Here is a 13455-nt window from a genome sequence, read left to right as displayed (position 1 = left end):
CGGCGGATAGCGTCCCGATCATGAGTGAGACCGGCGTTGTCGTACGGACTGCCACGGTTGCCGACCTGGAGGGGGTTGTCGCCTGCAGTTCCGCGCTGTTCGCCGAGGACGCCGGGACCCGCGACCCCACCGTCAACGTGAACTGGCCCGCCGAGCGCGGCCTGGCCCAGTTCCGGGACGCGCTGAGCGACCCGTACCGCCTGGTGATGGTCGCCGAGGACGGCGGTCAGATCATCGGCCATCTGACCGGCACGCTGTCCGGGCCCACCTCGATGCGGCCGGTCATGGTGGCGACACTGGGCAGTGTCTACGTGCGGCCCGCCCACCGGGGGCAGAAGATCGGAACCGACCTGGTGGAGGAGTTCAGAGCCTGGGCCCGCCACCACGGGGCGCAGTACGCCGGGGTGACGGCATACGCGGGCAACGAGGCGGCAGTGCGCTTCTACGAGCGCAACGGCTTCGCCATGCGCTCGGTGGTCCTGGAGACCGTGCTCTAGACCCACTCCCGCGGTAGGCGGAGGCCCTAAGGGACAGGGCCTGACCGCGGACACGCGTACGGCGGGGCATTACTGGCCTCGCGACCTCCATATGTCGCGGTGCGACGGACAGGAAAGCGGCACTTCCCCTCCGGGGGGCTGCCAAACTTGTTCGAGCTCGTCGCATAGGAGGTCTTTGTGAGGTTCCGGCCGTATGCCTGGATGCCCAGGCCGCTCAGGTGGCTCGCACGGGTGTTCACCGTCCTCGTGGTGCTCGCAGTGGTCCTCGCCGGGGTAGGAGTATGGACCGTACGCGCCTCGTTCCCCCAGCTCGCTGGCGAGCTCAAGGTGGACGGCCTAACAGGGAAAGTCACCGTATATCGCGATAAGACGGGTATCCCGCATATCTACGCGGACTCCGCCGACGACCTGTTCCTCGCCCAGGGCTACGTGCACGCACAGGACCGGTTCTTCGAGATGGACTTCCGCCGCCACGTGACGGCCGGGCGGCTGTCGGAGATGTTCGGCTCGGCGACACTCCCCCAGGACAGGGTCATCCGGACCATGGGCTGGCGCAGGGTGGCCGAGGCGGAGCTGCCGCTGCTCAGCGAGCAGACCCGGCGCTACCTGGACGCCTACGCCAAGGGCGTGAACTCCTGGATGGACCAGCATACGGGCTTCACCCCCAAGAGCCTGGAGTACGCGGTCCTCAAGCTCACCAACTTCAGCTACACACCCGAGCCGTGGAACCCGGTGGACTCGCTCGCCTGGCTCAAGGCCATGGCCTGGGACCTGCGCTCCAACCTGTCGGACGAGATCGGCCGGGCGCTCGCGGCGAGCAGGCTGCCCCGCGAGCGGGTGGAGCAGCTCTGGCCCGGCTACCCCTTCGACACCCACCAGCCGATCGTCACCAAGGGCTCGATCGCCCAGAGCCGGTTCGACCAGGACACGGAGCCGGGCAGCGACGTCCAGCCGCCGGCCACGGGCGCGCTGATCCGGACGGCAGAGGCCATGCGGACGGTGCCGGCCCTGATGGGCGACCCCAAGGGCGGCAGCGGCATCGGCTCGAACTCCTGGGTGGTCGGCGGCAGGCACACCGCGTCGGGTAAGCCGCTGCTCTCCAACGACCCGCACCTGGCGGCCGGCATGCCCTCGATCTGGTACCAGGCCGGACTGCACTGCCGTACCAGGAACGCCCAGTGCCCGTTCGACGTCACCGGGTTCACCTTCTCCGGCGTGCCCGGCGTGATCATCGGCCACAACAACACGATCTCCTGGGGTTTCACCAATCTCGGCCCCGATGTCGCGGACCTGTATATGGAGCGGGTGAAGGACGACTCCTACCTCTTCATGGGCACCTGGAAGCCGCTCACCACCAGAACCGAGACGATCAAGGTGGCCGGCGGCGACCCGGTCAAGCTCAAGGTCCGGGAGACCATGCACGGCCCGATCCTCTCCGACGTCATGGGGAGCGTGAAGGACACGTTGCCCGGCGTCGCCACGGCCCTCCAGGAACAGGCCGACGCGGTCGCGCTGAAGTGGACGGCGCTGGAACCCGGCAGGACCGGTGATGCGATCTTCGCGCTGAACACCGCGCAGGACTGGCAGCAGTTCCGGACGGCGGCGAGCAAGTTCGACGTGCCCGCGCAGAACCTGATCTACGCCGACACCAAGGGAAACATCGGTTACCAGGCGCCGGGCCGGATCCCGGTGCGGACCCGGGGCGACGGCACCTGGCCGGTGCCGGGCTGGACCGGTGAGTACTCCTGGCAGTCCGCCATCCCCTTCGACGAACTGCCCAGCGCCTACAACCCCCCCGAGGGCTACATCGTGACCGCCAACAACGCGGTCATCGACCCCGAGCGCTACCCGCACATGCTCACCAAGGACTGGTCGTACGGCTACCGCTCCCAGCGCATCCTGGACCGTCTCCAGGCCGAGCTGAAGGACGGCAAGGTGGACGCGGCGGCGATGAGCAGGATCCAGCAGGACACCCACAACGGCTTCGCCCGGTCCCTGGTGCCCAAGCTGCTGGACCTCAAGGTGGTCGGGCCTGCCCGGAACGCCCGTGAGCTGCTGCGTACCTGGGACTACTCGCAGAGTGCGGGGTCGAGCCCGGCGGCGTACTTCAACTCAGTCTGGCGGCACCTGCTCATCGAGACCTTCAACGACGACCTGCCGGAGGGTGCCTGGCCGACCGGCGGCGACCGCTGGTTCGAGGTGGTCCGCCTCATGCTCGACAACCCCACCGACCCGTTCTGGGACGACGGGCGGACCGAGGCGAAGGAGACCCGCGACGACATGCTGCGGCGGGCCATGGCGATGGCGTACGACGAGCTGAGCGCCCAGCTCGGCCCGGACCCCAAGTCCTGGCACTGGGGTGACCTGCACTCGCTGACGCTCACCAACCAGACCTTCGGCACCTCGGGGATCGCCCCGATCGAGTGGCTGTTCAACCGGGGGCCGTTCCCGGTGGGCGGCGGCGGCGACGCGGTCAACGCCACCGGCTGGGACGCCCAGTGGGACTACACGGTGAACTGGCTGCCGTCCATGCGGATGGTCGTCGACCTGTCGGACCTGGACAGGTCCCAGTGGATCAACCTGACCGGCGCGTCGGGCCACGCCTTCCACGACAACTACGCCGACCAGGCCCCGCTCTGGCTGGACGGGAGGACCATTCCCATGCTCGGCCGGGAGGAGTCGGTCAAGAAGGCGGCCAGGAACGTCCTGATCCTCAGGCCTTGAGGAGGCGGGACTCGCCGATGGCGAGATCCCACAGGTCCGCGCGGTCCCGGCCGGTCTCGGCCCAGGCCGCGCGGGCCTGTTCCACCGGCGCGAGCAGCCGCTCGCCCGACAGCACGAACGTGCCCCAGTGCATGGTGGCCATCCGCCGCGCCCCGACATCGTCACACGCCTGTACGGCCTCCGCCGGATCGACGTGCGCGGCCCTCATGAACCAGCGGGGCTCGAACGCCCCGACCGGCATCAACGCCAGGTCGATACCCTCCGGGTAGTTTGCCCCGATCTGGGCGAAGCGCTCGCCGTATCCGCTGTCCCCGGCGAAGTAGATCGTCTGCTCGGTGCTTCTGATCACCCAGCCGCCCCACAGCGACCTGCAGGTGTCCCAGGCCGAGCGACGGCTCCAGTGGTGGGCGGGTACGAAGTCGAAGACGACCTCGCCGATCTTGCTGCTCTCCCACCAGTCGAGCTCGGTGACGTCGCGGAACCCCCGGCGGGTGAACCAGGACCTCAGCCCGGCCGGGACGAGGATCGGGGTCGTCCTGGGCAGTCGCCGTACCGTCGGCGCGTCCAGGTGGTCGTAGTGGTTGTGGCTGATCACTACGGCGTCCACCCCGGGCAGGTCCGTCCACGCGACGCCGGGTGGGGTGAGCCGCTGCCGGATCCCCGGAATCTTTCTCGCCCAGACCGGGTCGGTGAGGATCGTCAAGCCGCCGATCTGCAGGACATAGGTCGCGTGACCCACCCAGGTGAGGATCGTCTCGGTCCCCGTCGCCAGGGGCAGCCCGTCACGGTGGACCGGAATCTGGTCGGCATCCCCGATGTCGGGACGGAAACCGCCGTGCCATGCCACCGACACGAGTTCTCGGAACGCGGGGAGCGGGGAGGTCAGCCGATCCTTGAAATCCCGTGGCCAGGTCCGGTCGGGCACGCGTGGCGACGTCCCGGACTGGATGGTCTGCGACATGAACGGCCCCTCTCGGTAACGATCCACGCTTCCCCAAAGATCGCTCTTTAAGCGGATTCATTCCTGTGCTGTCACTATGCAGAGCTTGCGGTGTCCTTCCGCCGCCACCACGGTGATTTATATGGGTAATTCCCGTCTTCCAGGTCCGCCAGTCGCTCGAAGACGTTCCATGAGGCCTGGTGACCGCAGATCAGGATGGAGACGACCATCGCGACGCCGTACAGCGGGAGCATCGGCAGGCCGGCGCAGACCATGTACTGGGAGGCGTGCCGGCCCTCGTGTCTGAGCAGGCCACCGGTCAGATAGCCCTCCTCGTGCCTGGTCAGCACCACGTTGCCGACGGTGAAGGCACCCGCGACCGGGAAGGGGAAGCGATAGCCGTAGGCGAGGATCAACCCGTCGGGGCCCGCCGTCACCCGGGCCCGGCCGAGACGTGCCACCAGCAGCCCCAGCGGCGTCGACAGGTTCACGTAGTTGAGCGCCCGCCGTATCCGATGCAAGCGTCGCATACCCGGATTGTGCGCTATCCGGCCGACCCAGGGTAGCGGTCATCTCCCCGCGGCTGAGACGGATCCCGCGGCGCCCCGTACGGAGGCCGTGCGAGCAACCACGCCCCGCCGTCCGAGGGCGAGAGCAGGACACCGGCCAGGACCGCGATCAGACCGCCATAGAGGTAGACGTAACCGGACAGGTCATTGGCGATGATCAGGTCACCCTCCGGCCGGCCGCCCAGCCAGATCAGCGTGATCGCTATCCAGCCCGCGCCGGGCGCCAGGGCGGCCAGCCTGCCCCGCATCGCCCGTCCGGCGCCGTAACAGGCCGCGAACAGCAGGACCAGCCAGCCGATGGCCGAGATGGGGACCGGCCAGAGGTACCACGAGTGCTGGAAACCTCCGACGACCCCCATCACGAGGCCGAGCAGTCCCAGCATGGCGTACGCCGCCACGCCGACCACCGCGGCCGGGGGCTTCTCCACTGTCTGGTCCTGCTCCATCACAACCATCGAGGCTAGTGGATTCCGGCGAAGAGGTCCGCTTCGCGTTTGTACGGCTCGCCGAGCCCTCCGGCTTCGGCCGGCACCCCCGGCCCCGCGGGCCCGATCACCCCGGCGTGCAGGATGAAGTGCTCCACCGCGAGCGCCTCCTGGCCGATGTTGTTGGACAGGGCGAACCAGGGCGGGTCAACACTGATCTGGGTGGCGTGCGCCCGCATCGCGTCGAGCTTCCGGCCGACATGGGCGCGGCCGTCGATCTCGCTGGTGATGTCCTCGTCGGCGCAGCCGAAGGGCAGATCCTCGACGGCGTCGTCGGTGAAGAACCGCACGTCGGCCTCGCGGATCGCCTCGGCCACCCGGAGCATCGTGGACCTGGCCATCGCGGTGAGGTAGAACTTGGCGATCTGCCACGGCTCCCCCTCACCGAACGCCGGATCGGCGGCCAGCTCGAAGGCCCGCAGAGAGACGCGGTGGGCCTGGATGTGGTCGGGGTGACCGTAGAAGCCGTTCTCGTCGTAGGTGACGAGAACCTGGGGCCGCACCTCGCGGATGACCTTGACCAGCTCCCCCGCGGCCTCGTCCAGGTCGGCCTGCCAGAAGGCGTTGCCTCGGTGGTTGGAGGCGACGCCCATCATGCCGGAGTCGCGCCAGCGGCCCGGACCGCCGAGGAAGCGGTGGTCGGTGACGCCGAGAGCCGCGCAGGCCGCGGCGAGCTCACCGATCCGGTGTCCGCCCAGGGCGTCATCCCGATCGGCGGTCAGATGCGCCAGCTCCGGCGGGATGACCTCACCCTCCTCGCCGAGCGTGCAGGTCACCAGCGTGACGTGGGCACCCTCCGCGGCGTATTTGGCCATGGTCGCCCCACTGCCGATCGTTTCGTCGTCGGGGTGGGCGTGCACGAGCAGCAGGCGCCGGTCATTCATGGTTTCGAGGGTATCCGGGACTCCGCGATAAAGGGGCGGTGAGCGGCATCGAACGCCCAGGACCTCGGTACGCATCGGGGAGCTGGCAAGATGACTGACATGAGTGAAAGTTTCCCTCGTCTGCACGCCAGGACCCGCCGCTTCACCCTCGGGGTGCCACGCGGCTTCACCATCGCTCCGGGCGGCGAGCGCGTCGTCTTCCTGCGGACGAAGGGCGGTTCCGACCCGGTTACCTGCCTGTGGGAGTACGACGTCGCCAGCGGCAGGGAGCGGCTGATCGCCGACCCGCGCGCCCTGGCCGTGGACGAGCACGACCTGCCGCCCGAGGAGCGGGCGCGCCGTGAGCGCAGCCGGGAGCAGGCGGGCGGCATCGTCGGCTACAGCACCGACGCCGCAGTGACCACGGCGGCCTTCGCGCTCTCCGGCGGCCTCTACGTCGCCGACCTGAAGACCAAGAGCGTGCGGAAGCTGAAGACGCCCGGCCCGGTGATCGATCCGAGGATCTCTCCGACCGGCGAGCACGTCGGCTACGTGACCGGCGGCGCGCTCCACGTCCAGGATCTTGAGGACGAGGTCGACCACGCGCTGGCCCGCCCCGAGTCTCCCGAGGTGACGTACGGCCTGGCCGAGTTCATCGCCGCCGAGGAGATGGAACGCATGCGGGGCTACTGGTGGTCCCCGTCCGGCGGCGCGGTGCTGGCCGCGCGGGTCGACGAGTCGCCGGTCGAGAGATGGCACATCGCCGACCCGGCCAACCCCTCCCGTCCCGCCACCGAGCAGCGCTACCCCGCCGCCGGCACGGCGAACGCCAAGGTCGAGCTCTCCGTTCTGCCCCTGGGCGGCCCCCGCGTCCCCGTCCCCTTCGAGGACGAATACCTGGTCACCGCCTCCTGGGACGCCCACGCCCTGACGATCGTCACCATGGCACGCGACCAGCGGACCATGCGCCTGTTCAAGGTCGACCCGGCCACGGGGAGCTCCACGCTCATCCGCGAGGACACCGACCCCGCCTGGGTGGACATCGTCACCGGCGTGCCCGGCCACCTGTCCGACGGCACCCTGGTCTGGGCCGCGAACGTCGACGGGGGACACCGTCTGATCATCGGTGACGAGCCCGTCACGCCGGCCACGCTCCAGGTCCGGGAGATCCTCGACATCGACGGCGACGCCGTGCTCTTCCGGGCCAGCGGCGAGCCCACCGAGATCGCCCTGTGGGCCTACAAGGACGGCCGGATCACCCTGGTCAGCCCGGCCGAGAGCGGCGTCTACAACGGTCACACGGCCGGCGGCACGCTGGTGGTCACCGGCCAGACCCTCGGCGACGAGGGGTCGGTGACCCGCGTCCTCCACCACGGCAAGGCGCGCGGTCACATCACCTCCCACGCCGAGCGGCACGGCCTGGACCTGCGGGTCTCCCTGATCCGCGCGGGCGGACGCGACCTGTCCACCGCCGTGCTCTTCCCCTCGGGTCACGTGCCCGGCTCGGCGAGGCTGCCGGTCCTCATGGACCCCTACGGCGGGCCGCACGCCCAGCGCGTGCTGGCCGCCTCCGGCGCCTACCTGACCAGCCAGTGGTTCGCCGACCAGGGCTTCGCGGTGATCGTGGCCGACGGCCGCGGCACCCCCGGCCGCGGCCCGGAGTTCGAGCGGGCCATCCTGCACGACCTGGCCACCCCGGCCCTGGATGACCAGGTGGACGCCCTGCAGGGCGCCGCCGCGCGGTTCCCCGACGACCTGGACCTGTCCCGGGTCGCCATCCGCGGCTGGTCCTTCGGCGGTTTCCTGGCCGCCCTGGCCGTGCTCCGCCGCCCGGACGTCTTCCACGCGGCGATCGCCGGAGCCCCGGTGACCGACTGGCGCCTCTACGACACCTGCTACACCGAGCGCTACCTCGGTCTGCCCGGCGAGGGACACTACGACTCCTCGTCCCTGTTCGCCGACGCCGAGAAGCTGGACCGGCCCCTGCTGCTGATCCACGGGCTGGCCGACGACAACGTGGTCGCCGCCCACACCCTCCGCCTGTCCTCGGCCCTCCTGGCGGCGGGCCGCCCGCACAACGTCCTGCCGCTGTCCGGCGTCACCCACATGACCCCCCAGGAGGTCGTGGCCGAGAACCTGCTCCTGCTCCAGGTCGACTTCCTCAAGAAGTCCCTGGGCACCCCCTCATAGTCCGTTCCCACGGCCACGGCTCGGGCGAGACCCATCGCCCAGCCGTGGCCGGCCGGCGGGCAGTCATTTGACGATCTCCAGGACGGCCATCATGCCCGCGTCCTCGTGGTTGAGGATGTGGCAGTGCAGGACGGTCCTACCGGTGTAGTCGGTGAAGTGAATCCGGATGACGATCTGCCCCTTGGGGAGAACGTTCGCGGTGTCCTGCCAGCCGTGGCCCTGATGGGGCCGGCCGTTGATGCTCATCAGCTGGAAATCGTTGGTGTGGATGTGGAAGGAGTGTTCCTCGTTGCTGTCGTTGCGGACGGTCCACTCCTCGACCGTGTTCAGCTTCGACCGGACGTCCACCCTGTTCATGTCGAACTGCTTGCCGTTGATGTAGAACTTGGTGCCTGCTCTGTTCTCGGAGAACACGATGGTGTGCCGCGCGGCGATGGCCGCGTGGCTCAGGTCCTGTGTCCGCGCGAAGGTCGTGGGCAGCGCCGGCGGATGCATCGGCGCGCCTCCGGAGACCAGGGTGGCCAGGGTCGCCTGCGGGAACTTGTTGCCGGCGGGCCCGGTGTTGTACGGGAGCGTCTGCAGTTGGGTGCGGCCGGGCGGACCGCCCCGTACGAGCACGTCGAACCGGGTGCCGGCCGCGAGGAGGAGCGAGTCCGCCGCCCAGATACGGTCGACGGGATTGGCATCGTGAGCGATCACCCGGAATCGCTGCCCCTGCAGGTGGACCCTGTAGTAGATGTTGGCGCTGATGTTGGAGAGCCGCCACAGCTGGATCTCACCTGGCCGGATGTGGATGGTCGGGTTCAGCTGGCCGTTGACCGTGCGGGTGGTGGGTGCGCTGATGCGCAGATCCTTGGTCTTGACCGCGTTGCCCTGAACCTGGAAGTCCTTGAGCGCGATGACGTGCTCGGTGATGGTGCGCAAGGCCGGTGGCAGATACCGCTTCAGCCCGTCGACGACGATGACCCCCGACATTCCCCCGGCGACCTGCGGCCCGGAGATCGGGTGCGCGTGTGAGTGGTACCAGTAGGTGCCGGGCGCGAGGTTGCTCGGGAATCGGTAGGAGTAGTGGAAGGTCTGGCCGGGATGGATGTGGATGAAGACGTTGTCGGAGTTGCCGCTCGGTGACACGTGTAACCCGTGCACGTGCAGGTTGGTGGGCGTATCCAGCCGGTTCTCCATCGCCAGCTCCAGCCTGTCTCCCGGCCGGATCCGCAGCGTGGGTGGCATGTAGTGGCCGTCATAGGTCAGGGCCCACAGCTTGCGGCCGGCCACGTCCACCTGCCGCCTCTCCACGACGATCCGCACCCGTAAGAGCCCGTTGTGGCTCACCAGCTGCGGCGGGTCCCGCAGCGGGGATCCCTCTCGCACCGCCGGTGGCGGCGACGGACCGCCGGCGAAGCCGCCCGCCACGGTGGCGACGGCAAGGGTCACGGCTGCGGCGAGAGAGGCCGGACTGGATCGAGACCGCATCACACCCCCCGATGTGGATGCCGTACGTCAAGCACCGCGCCCCGGCGGGGTCCCCGGGGCGTGAGCACCCGGTCCTGTTCAGCCTATTCGGGCACCGGTAAGGAACGTGTCAGCACACCGTGAAAGCACTGCCTGCCCGGACAAATATGGAGGATCACCACCCTGACACTGCCCCGGCGTGCGAGAACGGGCGGCCCGTTCAGTTCGTGGTGCCGTGCCAGCTGCTCCACAGGGCCGCGTAGGAGCCTTCGGTGGCGACGAGCTCGTGGTGGGAGCCGAGCTCGCTGATCCGGCCGTCCTCGACCACCGCGACCCGGTCGGCGTCGTGCGCCGTGTAGAGACGGTGGGCGATGGCGATCACGGTGCGGCCGTCGAGGACGGCGGCCAGCGACCGCTCCAGATTGCGCGCGGCCCGGGGGTCGATGAGCGAGGTGGCCTCGTCCAGGACCAGGGTGTGCGGGTCGGCCAGGACCAGCCGGGCGAGGGCGAGCTGCTGCGCCTGGGCGGGCGAGACCGTCTCACCGCCGGAGCCGACGACCGTGTCCAGGCCGCCGGACAGGGCCGCGACCCACTCCCAGGCGTCCACGGCCTCCAATGCCGTACGGACCTGGGGGTCGTCGGCCTCCGGGCGGGCGATCAGCACGTTGTCGCGCAGGGTGCCCCGGAACACGTGGTGCTCCTGGGTCACCAGGGCGACGTGGCCGCGCAGGTCGTTCAGCGGGAGCTCGACCAGCGAGGTGCCGCCGACCGTGACCGCGCCGGTGCGGGGGCCGTGGATGCCCGCGAGCAGGCGGCCCAGCGTGGACTTGCCCGCGCCGGACGGGCCGACCATGGCCAGCCGCTCCCCCGGCTTGACTACCAGGTCGATGCCGTGCAGCACGTCGTGGCCCTCACGGTAGGCGTAGCGGACGTCGGCGGCCCGCAGCTCCTCCCCCTCGGGGACGGCCGAGCCGGCCTCGCGGTCGTCGGGCACCTCGGCGACTCCCAGCAGGCGGGCCATGGAGGCCCCGCCGACCTGGAGCTCGTCGACCCACATGAGCAGCCGGTCGAGCGGGTCGATGAGCTGCTGCACGTACAGCGTGGCCGCGGTCACCTGGGCCAGCGAGACCCAGTCCTGGATGTAGAAGGCGCCGCCGATGACCAGCGTGGCCACGATCGGGATCACGTAGCCGAGCTCGACCGCCGGGAACCAGACCGTGCGCAGCCCGAGGGTGTAGCGCTCGGCCGCCCACGACCGGGCGATGTCGGTGTCGGTCCGGTGGTGCCGCCGGCCCTGCAGGCCCAGCGCCTCCACGGCGCGGGCGCCGGAGACCGTCTCGGCCAGGCCGTCGGTCATGTCCGCGTAGGCGGCGCTCTCGCGCAGGTAGCCGTCACGGGCCCGCTTGAGGTACCACCGGGTGGAGATCAACAGGATCGGTACGGCCAGCAAGGACGGCAGCACGAGCAGCGGCCCCACGAGCAGCAGCGCGCCGATGGTGATCGTGCAGGTGACCAGCGCGATCATCGTCTCGGGCACGGCGCGCCGTACGGTGCGGGACAGTGAGTCCACGTCCCGCGAGGTCCGGGTGATCAGGTCTCCCGAGCCGGCGCGCTCGACCGTGGAGAGCGGCAGGTCGAGCACGCGGGCGACGAACTCCTCGCGCAGCTCGGCGAGGACCTTCTCGCCGAGCCTGGAGGAGGCGTAGACCGCGAACCTGATCAGCACCGCCTGGGCGACCAGGAAACCGCCGATGCCCAGCGCCACCGCCGTGACGTCGATCCCGGTGTTGTCCTGGACGCCCTGGACCAGCTGGCCCAGCAGCCAGGGCACCGCCAGGCCCGCGACGGCGGAGAGACCGTGCAGGCCGAGCGCGCGTGTCAGGTCCCAGGGGTACTTCAGGGTGAGCCTGCGGGCATACGCCCGGACCTGCGCCTCGTCGGCGACGGGAAGAATCTGCCTGCTCACGAGTCTTCTCCCCTGGTGACGAGGGCGGTGTAGGCCGGCACGGTGGCCAGCAGTTCCCGGTGCGTTCCCTGGGCGCGCACGATGCCGTCCTCGACGTAGATCACCTGGTCGGTGCGGTCGAGCACCAGCGGGCTGGTCGTGCAGACCAGCGTGGTCCTGCCCGCGCGGGCCTTGGCCAGCCGGTCGGCGATGCGTGCCTCGCTGTGGGCGTCCACCGCGCTGGTCGGCTCGATGAGGATGAGCACCTCCGGGTCGGCGGTCAGCGCCCTGGCGAGCCTGAGCCGCTGCTGCTGGCCGCCGGAGAACTCCCGGCCCGATTCGGCGACGTGCCCGTCGAGACCGTCGGGCAGCGCCTCGACGATGTCCTCCGCGCACGCGGTGTAAAGCGCGTTGGCGAGGTCCTCGTCGGAGGCCTCACCGGAGATGTCCAGCTCGTCCCTGAGCACGCCGGCGAACAGCTTCGCGCCGTTGTCGGCGACCAGGATCCTGCGGCGGACCTCGGCGATCGGCAGGGTCTCCAGCGGCACGTCACCGAAGTCCACGTCGCCGTCGCTGTAGCGGCCGAGCCGGTCGGCGATCGCGATGGCATCCTCGGTCGTGGACGCCGCGACGGCGGTGAACACGCCGGGGTGGATCGCGACCCCGGAGGCCACGTCACGGAGCAGTCCCCCGTCGGAGTGGCCGGTGCCGCCGTGGACCTCCGGTTCGAGGGTGAGGATCCGCACCACCCGGCGGGCGGCGACGTGTCCCTTGGTCAGCTTGTCGGCGGCCTCGGTGAGCGTCCGCATGGGGGCGACCAGGAAGACCGCGTAGCCGTAGAAGGCGACGAGCTGGCCGGCGGTGATCTCGCCCCGGGTCGCGAAGGTCGCACCGAGCCAGGTCACCCCGGCGATCAGCAGGCCGGGCAGCAGGATCTGCGCGCCCTCCAGCATCGACTCGACCGAGGCGACGCGCACGCCCGCGTGCCGTACCTTCTGGGACTCCTCGGTGTAGCGGTCGGCGAAGACCTGCTCGCCGCCGATGCCGCGCAGCACCCGCAGGCCGGTGACGATGTCGGCGCCGCGGGTGGCCAGGTCGCCCTGGAGGTCGCGGTGGGCGTGCTGGCGCCTGTTCAGCGGCCGGAGCAGGGGGAAGACGGCGGCGGCCATGACCGGTACGCCGATGAGCACCATCAGGCCGAGCGGCAGCGAGGTCCTGAGCAGGATGACGGTCACCGTGCCGATGGCGACGATCGCGCCGCTGCCGCGGAGCAGGATGTCCATCGCGTTGCCGATGTGGGCGATGTCGGAGTTGCCGACGCTGACCACCTCGCCGGTGGACATGCGCTTGGGCAGGGTCGCGCCCAGCCGGGTGGCCTGCCTGACGGTGACCTGGACGGTCCGGTAGGCGGCGCTCAGCCAGTTGTAGACGGCCATCCGGTGCCGGAGGATGCCGGTGGCCGCCTGCACGATCCCCAGGCCGGACAGCACCGCGCCCCAGGTGACGAGAGCGGGCATGTCCCTGGCCGTGATGGCGTCGATGCCCTTGCCCATCGCCGCGGGCACGAGGGCCATCGCGAGCCACCACAGGATGGCGTAGCCGATCCCGACGAGCAGGGGGCCCGCCTGCATACGGGCTGTCCAGCACAGGTAGCGGACCGGGCTGCGGGCATCGGGAACGCCGGGGTCGGCGACAGGTAGGGAGCGCATAACTGTTCCAGCCTGACAAAGGCCGCCCTCACCAGGCAAACCATTTTCCGGCCACGGCGACGTCAATCAAAGTTGACACGG

At 70.0% G+C, this 13455-nt stretch carries 10 protein-coding genes; 3 read left to right on the top strand and 7 right to left on the bottom strand.

What is annotated here, in order from left to right; all coding sequences use genetic code 11:
- Window positions 1-20 precede the first annotated feature (20 nt).
- Together ACIN94_RS04750 and ACIN94_RS04745 are read left to right on the top strand one after the other, a co-directional pair.
- Window positions 21-497 carry a GNAT family N-acetyltransferase gene (locus tag ACIN94_RS04750; RefSeq protein WP_400699688.1) on the top strand — a complete coding sequence of 159 codons (477 nt, stop codon included), beginning with the start codon at window positions 21-23 and terminating at the stop codon, window positions 495-497.
- Between the two features lie 201 nt (window positions 498-698).
- Window positions 699-3221: a penicillin acylase family protein gene (locus ACIN94_RS04745; RefSeq protein WP_400699962.1), complete on the top strand. Its 2523-nt coding sequence runs from the start codon at window positions 699-701 to the stop codon at window positions 3219-3221.
- Here ACIN94_RS04745 and ACIN94_RS04740 read toward each other — a convergent pair.
- The 4 genes from ACIN94_RS04740 to mshB all read right to left on the bottom strand — a co-directional run bounded on the left by ACIN94_RS04740 (window position 3211) and on the right by mshB (window position 6099).
- Window positions 3211-4182, bottom strand: coding sequence for an MBL fold metallo-hydrolase (locus ACIN94_RS04740; RefSeq protein ID WP_400699686.1), 972 nt, complete (start codon window positions 4180-4182; stop codon window positions 3211-3213). The genes ACIN94_RS04745 and ACIN94_RS04740 overlap by 11 nt on opposite strands.
- Window positions 4183-4256: 74 nt before the next feature.
- Entirely contained in the window at window positions 4257-4691 is a 435-nt protein-coding gene (locus ACIN94_RS04735; protein ID WP_400699684.1) for a hypothetical protein, read from the bottom strand.
- Between the two features lie 14 nt (window positions 4692-4705).
- Window positions 4706-5185, bottom strand: a complete 480-nt coding sequence (locus ACIN94_RS04730) for a DUF6113 family protein (protein WP_400699682.1) — start codon at window positions 5183-5185, stop codon at window positions 4706-4708.
- A gap of 5 nt (window positions 5186-5190) precedes the next feature.
- A complete protein-coding gene (mshB, locus tag ACIN94_RS04725; protein WP_400699680.1) occupies window positions 5191-6099 on the bottom strand; it encodes an N-acetyl-1-D-myo-inositol-2-amino-2-deoxy-alpha-D-glucopyranoside deacetylase in 909 nt (302 codons plus the stop codon).
- A 99-nt stretch (window positions 6100-6198) separates the two neighbouring features.
- Between mshB and ACIN94_RS04720 the strand changes: the two genes are divergently transcribed.
- Window positions 6199-8268 carry a prolyl oligopeptidase family serine peptidase gene (locus ACIN94_RS04720; RefSeq protein WP_400699678.1) on the top strand — a complete coding sequence of 690 codons (2070 nt, stop codon included), beginning with the start codon at window positions 6199-6201 and terminating at the stop codon, window positions 8266-8268.
- Between the two features lie 63 nt (window positions 8269-8331).
- Here the strand turns inward: ACIN94_RS04720 and ACIN94_RS04715 are convergent, their stop codons facing one another.
- From ACIN94_RS04715 to ACIN94_RS04705, 3 genes are all read right to left on the bottom strand, one after another.
- Window positions 8332-9741 carry a multicopper oxidase family protein gene (locus tag ACIN94_RS04715; protein ID WP_400699676.1) on the bottom strand — a complete coding sequence of 470 codons (1410 nt, stop codon included), beginning with the start codon at window positions 9739-9741 and terminating at the stop codon, window positions 8332-8334.
- Window positions 9742-9940: 199 nt separating this feature from the next.
- Window positions 9941-11686, bottom strand: coding sequence for an ABC transporter ATP-binding protein (locus ACIN94_RS04710; protein WP_400699674.1), 1746 nt, complete (start codon window positions 11684-11686; stop codon window positions 9941-9943).
- Window positions 11683-13374, bottom strand: a complete 1692-nt coding sequence (locus tag ACIN94_RS04705; RefSeq protein WP_400699671.1) for an ABC transporter ATP-binding protein — start codon at window positions 13372-13374, stop codon at window positions 11683-11685. Before ACIN94_RS04705 ends, ACIN94_RS04710 begins: the two co-directional genes overlap by 4 nt.
- Between the last annotated feature and the right edge of the window lie 81 nt (window positions 13375-13455).

Source organism: Streptosporangium sp. NPDC087985, from assembly GCF_044741965.1.
In the GTDB taxonomy this organism is placed as follows: domain Bacteria; phylum Actinomycetota; class Actinomycetes; order Streptosporangiales; family Streptosporangiaceae; genus Streptosporangium.
Note: the sequence above shows the minus strand (reverse complement) of the source record. Positions and strands in the feature narration are given on the sequence as shown.

What these genes read in the sequence shown, in the direction of transcription:
- ACIN94_RS04750 (WP_400699688.1), top strand. Translation starts at nt 21, where the DNA reads ATGAGTGAGACCGGCGTTGTCGTACGGACTGCCACGGTTGCCGACCTG.
- ACIN94_RS04745 (WP_400699962.1), top strand. Translation starts at nt 699, where the DNA reads ATGCCCAGGCCGCTCAGGTGGCTCGCACGGGTGTTCACCGTCCTCGTG.
- ACIN94_RS04740 (WP_400699686.1), bottom strand. Translation starts at nt 4,182, where the DNA reads ATGTCGCAGACCATCCAGTCCGGGACGTCGCCACGCGTGCCCGACCGG.
- ACIN94_RS04735 (WP_400699684.1), bottom strand. Translation starts at nt 4,691, where the DNA reads ATGCGACGCTTGCATCGGATACGGCGGGCGCTCAACTACGTGAACCTG.
- ACIN94_RS04730 (WP_400699682.1), bottom strand. Translation starts at nt 5,185, where the DNA reads ATGGTTGTGATGGAGCAGGACCAGACAGTGGAGAAGCCCCCGGCCGCG.
- mshB (WP_400699680.1), bottom strand. Translation starts at nt 6,099, where the DNA reads ATGAATGACCGGCGCCTGCTGCTCGTGCACGCCCACCCCGACGACGAA.
- ACIN94_RS04720 (WP_400699678.1), top strand. Translation starts at nt 6,199, where the DNA reads ATGAGTGAAAGTTTCCCTCGTCTGCACGCCAGGACCCGCCGCTTCACC.
- ACIN94_RS04715 (WP_400699676.1), bottom strand. Translation starts at nt 9,741, where the DNA reads ATGCGGTCTCGATCCAGTCCGGCCTCTCTCGCCGCAGCCGTGACCCTT.
- ACIN94_RS04705 (WP_400699671.1), bottom strand. Translation starts at nt 13,374, where the DNA reads ATGCGCTCCCTACCTGTCGCCGACCCCGGCGTTCCCGATGCCCGCAGC.